Consider the following 6,574-nt stretch of genomic DNA (forward strand, 5'->3'; position numbering starts at 1 on the left):
CATAAAATTAGCAATCTCTCCGGAATTCAGGTTAAACTGCTGAAAACTGTGAAAGAGATTTGACCCCGAGCTTGTTCCACCTTGGATATCCAATTGGTTAGGTTGGTTAGCATTAGGCGCAACCAGTGTGCCTGTTCCGTCTGAAGCAGGGGTGATAGATTGAGCGATCGCTAGCTGGGGAGCGATCGCTTCAAAGAAAGAAAGGATAGTCAGTAACCAAACTAAATTTCTTTGAGAAGAAGCTAAGCATCTCCAGTACGCGCAGAAACGTGACAGAGGCTGTGCTCCTACCCCTCTGATTGATTCTTTATTCGTCATAGCAAATTAAAAGGATTAGAGAATCGTTCGACTCATTCAAGTAACGGCTTTAATCCTTGAAGGAATTAAATTTTTGCTACTTATCTGTACTATCTATCTGCCTTATTTTCAATTTTTACGCATGAGTTTTAGGTTTATTTATTTCATGAATTCACGCTTTTATGCCTATTTATTTACATCTATAAGCACATAAATCTGATTCATTGCTGAACGATTAAAGAGATTAAATCTCGATCAAAAGTCAACAATGAACAATCAAAAAATATTGGAAGCACCCCTTATATTGAAATTGCAGCTGCAATCCATCCACAACAGCTGCCCTATCTAAGCGGATAGGTTAAAAAACTCAATTCCGAAAATAAGTCTTGGTTAATCAGTTTTGCGGCTCGAACTTCACCTTTCAAAAATGGTCAATTTCTAAATATTTCAAAGACCAAATGAGAAGCCATAAGCTGTTTAACAAGCATAGCCTGGATGGGTAAGATGACCATCCTACCCGAAATTTACTACTTCTTCAGTTGCCAGTTAAATGTGCAACAGCTTATTTAAAATCAGCCGCACAGCTACACCCTGACACAGATGATTTGTACGGAAAAAACGCTTATTTTAACCGTCTAACTCTCTGTTTACCGTCAGTCTACATTCATGCTAATGGGTTATTGGAAATGCACCCAATATTTGTGTACTTGTATGACAATTGCTGACTATGCTTTAAGCTTTGTAAAGATGCACTTAAGTTGCTTTATCGAGAAATCCTGATGACACCTCTGCGAATATTACTAAACATGCTTTAATTTGTCAATCATGTTTTTACGATATTCTCAGAGGTTGGCGTTAGCAGGTTGAAAGCCGATGGTTAAGAATATTTGTTTTAATGTTCGTCAACGAGACCTTATGGGTGCCTCACTTGAATTACTCTTTCGTCAAACTGAACCTGCTAGCGTCTGTATCATCTAAATAAAAAACCGAGAGCGGAAATCGCTCTCGGACAGTCATCAGGGTGCATCTATCTGTTACTGTCTTCGGACTATATCTCTCGGCATCAGGAAAAATTGGAATTATAAGTATGGCAGCAACTCTACTTTTCAAGTGCATTCCTAGGTTATTTACTACTATAGTTTTATATAGTTTTTAAGTTGCATCGCTTCTGCCTTCTCCCTCGTCTAGCTGCAAAGAATTTAGGTATGAAACGAACTCTTGTTTGCTACACTCTCAGCTTGGGAGTAGGGATTTGGATAATTCTCTACACTCTCTTTCCGTCCTCAAAAGATCAGGATGATGCTTTCAAACAGGGGCGTGCCGCTACGTCTTATTTAAAAGAAGTTTCCACTCTACCTTGTCTGTTACTATCCTCATCTCCCAACTGGTTCCAAAATGACTATAAGCCTATGTCTGACCAGGAGCGGTTTAGAGAGCCAGTGCGACCCAAGAAAGCAGCGATATCCTTTCAAAGTTGCTCTGTACAGAATTTAGGTGTTGATGAGCAGCTTTGGGGTGAGTTGGGTCAGTCTGGAGACAAGCAGGCGCTTTTAGGAGCGATCGCTCAAAGTCTAGGTTACTTGCAAAGCGAGGGGGCAGCCGCCGCTTACCAGAGGTATCGGGTTGCTGAAGTGACTCGCGAAAGAGTTTATCGCAGCCTTTTACGCTTTCGGCAGCTTGTGCTTTGGTCACGTTCACCTTCACAACTGGAGGCAGCGGTAAAGCGGGAATTTGTTTTTTACCAGTCCGTTGGTAAAGACGGTTTGGGGAATGTATTGTTCACTGCCTATTATGAGCCGGTTTATGCCGCTAGTCGTGTGCCAACTCCGGAGTATCGCTATCCTCTCTATCGACGCCCCTCCAATTTAGAGGATTGGCCTAAACCTCATCCTACTCGCGAACAACTAGAAGGGAACGATGGGTTGCAAGGGTCAAAGGGGAAATTGCGGGGATTGGAATTATTTTGGTTGCGCGATCGCTTGCAAGCTTACATGATTCACATCCAAGGTTCTGCCCGATTTGTTCTACCGGATGGCAAACAAACAACAGTAGGCTATGCAGGACATACGGCTTACAACTATACCAGCATCGGGCGATCGCTAGCGGATGATGGCAAATTACCTCTAGAAGGTATGACGATGCCGAAAATCCTTCAGTACTTTAAGGAACATCCCGCCGATCTGAATATTTACATCCCACGCGACCAAAGCTTTGTTTTCTTCCAGGAAAATCATGGTGAACCTGCAACGGGTAGTATTAGCGTCCCTCTAACCGCATCGCGTTCCATTGCCACTGATAAGTCTTTGATGCCACCCGGAGCACTAGCACTAATTCGCGCCCCTTTCCCGTTTAAAAACACTAAGGGAGAAATGGAGTTTCGTAGCGTCAGCCGCTATGTGCTCGACCAAGATACAGGCGGTGCAATTAAAGGGCCAGGTCGTGTAGATTACTTTCTGGGAACAGGAGATGAGGCAGGCGATCGCGCTGGAGTAACAGCGGCTGATGGACAATTGTATTATTTACTCCTGAAGAAATAAGCAATCTGTGGTCTTATCTCATGGAATCTTTGTTGTTACTTCTTACAATCCCGCAAACCATTCATAACCCTGATCTTCCCAATAACCTCTACGGGGAAACAAATGACTAACGAGAGTAATACGAGTAACCCACTTACTCTGCTTGTAACCCAGTTTGATCGGAGAAGCCAAACGCAGAGGTGCACCGTTATCAATACTTAACGGCTGACTGTTTTTCTGATACGCCATCAATGTTTGGGGATGCAAAGCCGAAGCAATATCCCAACTTTCGTAGTACCCATCCGCTGACTGAAAGTAAATATATTTGACATTCGCCTTGGGTTGGGCAAGGGTAACCAATTCCCGTAATCGTATCCCACCCCACTGAACGATCGCAGCCCAACCCTCAACACAAACATGACGAATTGTCATGGAAGTCAAAGGCATTTGCTGGATTTGTTCCATGTTCAGGCTAATTGGGTTATTCACCTCACCGTCAATCATCAGATGAAACGTATTCACATCAATCTTCGGCGTAAAGTCAAAGGTATTAACGATTAGGGCATCTGGCTCGATCGCACTAATAGGAAATTCAGGAAGCAGTTTTTGAGAATTCAGCAACAAAGCTTCAACGCTTTGATTAAGGGGTTCAACAGTTTTACCCACTAAATCTTCAAACAGAGGTGACGCACAACCCCCCAAAAGCAGACCCATGCTAGAGAGTCCAGATAACTGAAGAAATTGACGGCGTGAAAAGCGACGGCGAGGGACTTGAATGAGACTCATAGTAGATTTCTACCAAAACATGGACTCTAGAAGGCGTTGTCCCCCCACCTTAAGACCCAGTAAGGAGTGAATAATAGCAAAGATAACGACGATTGGCACTGACGTAAAATGGACGATTCTCAGTGCCTGCCAACTCCCGAAAAAGTCAACAATCCAGTGCAACTGAGCGGGTTTATACATTCCAATTCCACTAAATATAGCAAGCAGCAAAATTGGAATAATTGCAGTGTAAGCCAATCGATGCCAAGCGTAAGCGAGGCGTTTTGAATTGTGACTCTTTCGCAGCGCTTTAAGGTCATTAGACCCTAAAAATCGATACTTCCAACGTCGGGTGATAACAATGTAGAAACCGTACCAAAGCAAATTTAGCGAGAAGAGCCACATCGCCGCAAAATGCCAGTGCCGACCACCCGCTAGCCAACCTCCTAACAAAAATATCGGTGGAAAATGCCAGCCTGCACGTCCACCAAACACGGGGTTGGCGTTGTAAATTTGGAGTCCACTGCTAATCATCAAACAGAGGCTAATCAGATTCACCCAGTGAAAGATTTTTGCCAAAATTGCTTGATTCCGCCAAGGTCGAAATTGAGAAGCTTGAGAGGAAACAGATGAATCCATAGTGATTGATGAGTGAGAAGGCTAACTCGCAATACCAAGCCTTCGGAGTGAGTTTTTAGCAATGATTCATGATTTTGTGCGCCGTAGAACGCCATCTAAAAGCCATCTAAAGACCGTGCGTTAAAATTCGTTAACGCACCCTATAGATTCTATAGATTAAAGATTCCTGAATCAAGCTGTTCTCACACCATTTTATAGAATATAGAAGTTCTCAAATGAGTGGAGTACAGTCATCTATCCCCTGACTCCTGACTCCTGACTCCTGACTTCCTCGCGCTAGGTGTACTCCATGCAACTGAGAACCGCTATATTTGTCAAAAAATAGGATTAAGTTTAGTTACTTGAGCATGACTCCCCCTCTTCCATCGAAAAAAGGGGGATGAAAATTTTTTTGCTGATTAAATAGGCGATCGCATAGCTGAGTCCGAAACAAGCATCAGCAAAAAGCTCAATTGAGATACGTTGCCCAAGGTTCTTAGCCTAGGCATCAAACACACATGATTACATGATGATGTTCAACAGCATGAGCAATTAAACAGCTGTGTTGGAGGCTGATATCGGACTCAGTTAGCTAGATGAGACTAGGGCTTGGTCTTGCTCTCTTCCTTGGTTTTGTCCCCAGCCTTAGCGTCACCAGTCTTGGTTTTTTCGCCGCTCTTCATAGCGTCACCAGTCTTGGTTTTTTCGCCAGTCTTCATGGTGTCACCACTTTTGGTTTTGTCCTCAGTCTTCATGGTGTCACCACTCTTGGTTTTGTCCTCAGTCTTCATGGTGTCACCACTCTTGGTGGTATCGCTTTTGTCGGTAGCAGCACCCGCCGCAGGGGAGGTTTCAGCCGCAGGAGCTGCGGGAGAGCTAGCACTATCAGGAGTCGTTGTTGAATCCTTACTACAGGCAGACAAACTTGTGGTTAGAGCCAAACCAGCGATGACGCAAAGTACTTTCCAGTTCATATTCCTCATTCCAACATTTAGAGATTCTTGTTCAGCACCGTCACCAGCGAAGGGCTGATGCGGGTTCTTCTTTTAGTACGGATTAGCCGCTGTTTTGGATTGCAAATTTCCCGAACTGACTCATCGTCAGGCGAAAACTCAAAAAACATACATCCAATCTGCGCTCTGAACCGTATCTAAGTAGAATAAGATCCGGTTTTTCTTAGAGATGCGCTTGTTGCCATGAGTGAAATCTACTCGAAAATTATGGGTTCAGGTCGGTTCTACGAGAAACTGATAGATCTTAAAGGTGCTGTACCCAAACAGAACTGCCATGAGCTTCAGAGTGATGAGGAGTTGGTTCAAGCGTTGGTGGCAGGAGAGTCTTCTGCCTTGGGCATTCTCTATGACCGTTATGCCAGCCTTGTCTACCGATTAGCCCTGAGAATCTTGGCAAATCCTCAAGAGGCAGAAGATTTGACCCAAGAGATTTTTCTCAATTTCTGGCGTAGTGGCTCTTACAACCCGTCTCGTGGCTCTTTGAGCAGCTTCTTGACCACTCTGACTCGCTCACGGGCGATTGATAAACTTCGCTCCCGTGGCACCAACTTGAAATTTATCCAGCGATGGAGTCAGATGATGGTAAGTGAAACATCTCCTCCCACGCCATTCGAGTCGGCTTCGTTAAGTCAGCGATCGCACCATGTCCGCAATGCCTTATCTCAACTGCCCGAGAAGCAGCGGCAAGTGTTAGAAATGGCTTACTATGACGGTCTCAGCCAATCTGAAATTTCGGCTCAATTGGGGATACCCCTGGGAACAATCAAAACTTGGTCTCGCCAAGGTCTATTGAACTTGAGAAAAAACTTACGAGACTTTATTGAATAAGTTGCACTTATGACTGGGCCTCTACTTCCGGAACGATTAGAAGAATTGATGGCAGGTTACGTCCTCGGCAATCTCAGTTCTGAAGAAGCTGAGGAGTTAAATCAACTGTTGACAGAACATCCTGAACTAGCGACTGAAGTGCAGCAACTGCAAGAAGTCCTAGAAGCATTGCCTTATGCTTTACCTGAAGTAGAGCCGCCCCCACAGCTGCGTGAGGCGATTCTTAATACGACCTCGACGGATAATAGCGCCGCGTTGAGCACTCTTAACCCAAGACGTCGCCGAAGACTCAGTACATCCCCTCTGTTCTGGAGTCGTGTTATCGGCAGCGCTGCGGTTCTACTCGTTTTAGCTCTTGGTCTAGATAACTACCAGATTAGGCTAAAGTTCACGACAATGCAGGCCAAGGTTGCTCGGCAAAAAGATGTGATTGCCATGCTGCAAAAGCCTGACACCCACGTAGTTCCGCTCAAAGGCATGGCTCAGGCTTCTGCGGCTACTGGAAGTATGCTCATGACACCGAGTGAATCCCAAGCT

General features: G+C 44.7%; 7 protein-coding genes. 3 read left to right on the plus strand and 4 right to left on the minus strand.

Annotation, left to right across the window (positions count from 1 at the left end; all coding sequences use genetic code 11):
* Positions 1-318, minus strand: a 318-nt coding sequence (locus V6C93_RS25845) for a hypothetical protein (RefSeq protein ID WP_349262844.1), incomplete at its 3' end; no start/stop codon positions are given.
* A gap of 1,184 nt (positions 319-1,502) precedes the next feature.
* On the opposite strand from V6C93_RS25845, the gene V6C93_RS25850 reads away from it, so the two are divergent.
* The gene (locus tag V6C93_RS25850) at positions 1,503-2,834 is read left to right on the plus strand and encodes a murein transglycosylase A (RefSeq protein ID WP_333479540.1); all 1,332 of its coding nucleotides are present in this window, start codon (positions 1,503-1,505) and stop codon (positions 2,832-2,834) included.
* Positions 2,835-2,876: 42 nt separating this feature from the next.
* On the opposite strand, the gene V6C93_RS25855 is transcribed toward V6C93_RS25850, so the two are convergent.
* The 3 genes from V6C93_RS25855 to V6C93_RS25865 all read right to left on the minus strand — a co-directional run bounded on the left by V6C93_RS25855 (position 2,877) and on the right by V6C93_RS25865 (position 5,170).
* Complete coding sequence (locus tag V6C93_RS25855; RefSeq protein WP_333479541.1) at positions 2,877-3,599, minus strand: molybdopterin-dependent oxidoreductase; 723 nt, start codon at positions 3,597-3,599, stop codon at positions 2,877-2,879.
* Positions 3,600-3,608: 9 nt separating this feature from the next.
* A complete protein-coding gene (locus V6C93_RS25860; RefSeq protein ID WP_333479542.1) occupies positions 3,609-4,217 on the minus strand; it encodes a cytochrome b/b6 domain-containing protein in 609 nt (202 codons plus the stop codon).
* A gap of 581 nt (positions 4,218-4,798) precedes the next feature.
* Positions 4,799-5,170, minus strand: a complete 372-nt coding sequence (locus V6C93_RS25865; RefSeq protein ID WP_333479543.1) for a hypothetical protein — start codon at positions 5,168-5,170, stop codon at positions 4,799-4,801.
* Between the two features lie 222 nt (positions 5,171-5,392).
* Between V6C93_RS25865 and V6C93_RS25870 the strand changes: the two genes are divergently transcribed.
* Both V6C93_RS25870 and V6C93_RS25875 read left to right on the plus strand, forming a co-directional pair.
* The gene (locus V6C93_RS25870; protein ID WP_333479544.1) at positions 5,393-6,037 is read left to right on the plus strand and encodes a sigma-70 family RNA polymerase sigma factor; all 645 of its coding nucleotides are present in this window, start codon (positions 5,393-5,395) and stop codon (positions 6,035-6,037) included.
* A gap of 9 nt (positions 6,038-6,046) precedes the next feature.
* Positions 6,047-6,574: anti-sigma factor domain-containing protein (locus V6C93_RS25875; RefSeq protein WP_333479545.1), on the plus strand; the 528-nt coding region annotated here is incomplete at its 3' end.

Source organism: Allocoleopsis sp., from assembly GCF_036703385.1.
In the GTDB taxonomy this organism is placed as follows: domain Bacteria; phylum Cyanobacteriota; class Cyanobacteriia; order Cyanobacteriales; family Coleofasciculaceae; genus Allocoleopsis.

What these genes read in the sequence shown, in the direction of transcription:
- V6C93_RS25865 (WP_333479543.1), bottom strand. Translation starts at nt 5,170, where the DNA reads ATGAACTGGAAAGTACTTTGCGTCATCGCTGGTTTGGCTCTAACCACA.
- V6C93_RS25860 (WP_333479542.1), bottom strand. Translation starts at nt 4,217, where the DNA reads ATGGATTCATCTGTTTCCTCTCAAGCTTCTCAATTTCGACCTTGGCGG.
- V6C93_RS25850 (WP_333479540.1), top strand. Translation starts at nt 1,503, where the DNA reads ATGAAACGAACTCTTGTTTGCTACACTCTCAGCTTGGGAGTAGGGATT.
- V6C93_RS25870 (WP_333479544.1), top strand. Translation starts at nt 5,393, where the DNA reads ATGAGTGAAATCTACTCGAAAATTATGGGTTCAGGTCGGTTCTACGAG.
- V6C93_RS25855 (WP_333479541.1), bottom strand. Translation starts at nt 3,599, where the DNA reads ATGAGTCTCATTCAAGTCCCTCGCCGTCGCTTTTCACGCCGTCAATTT.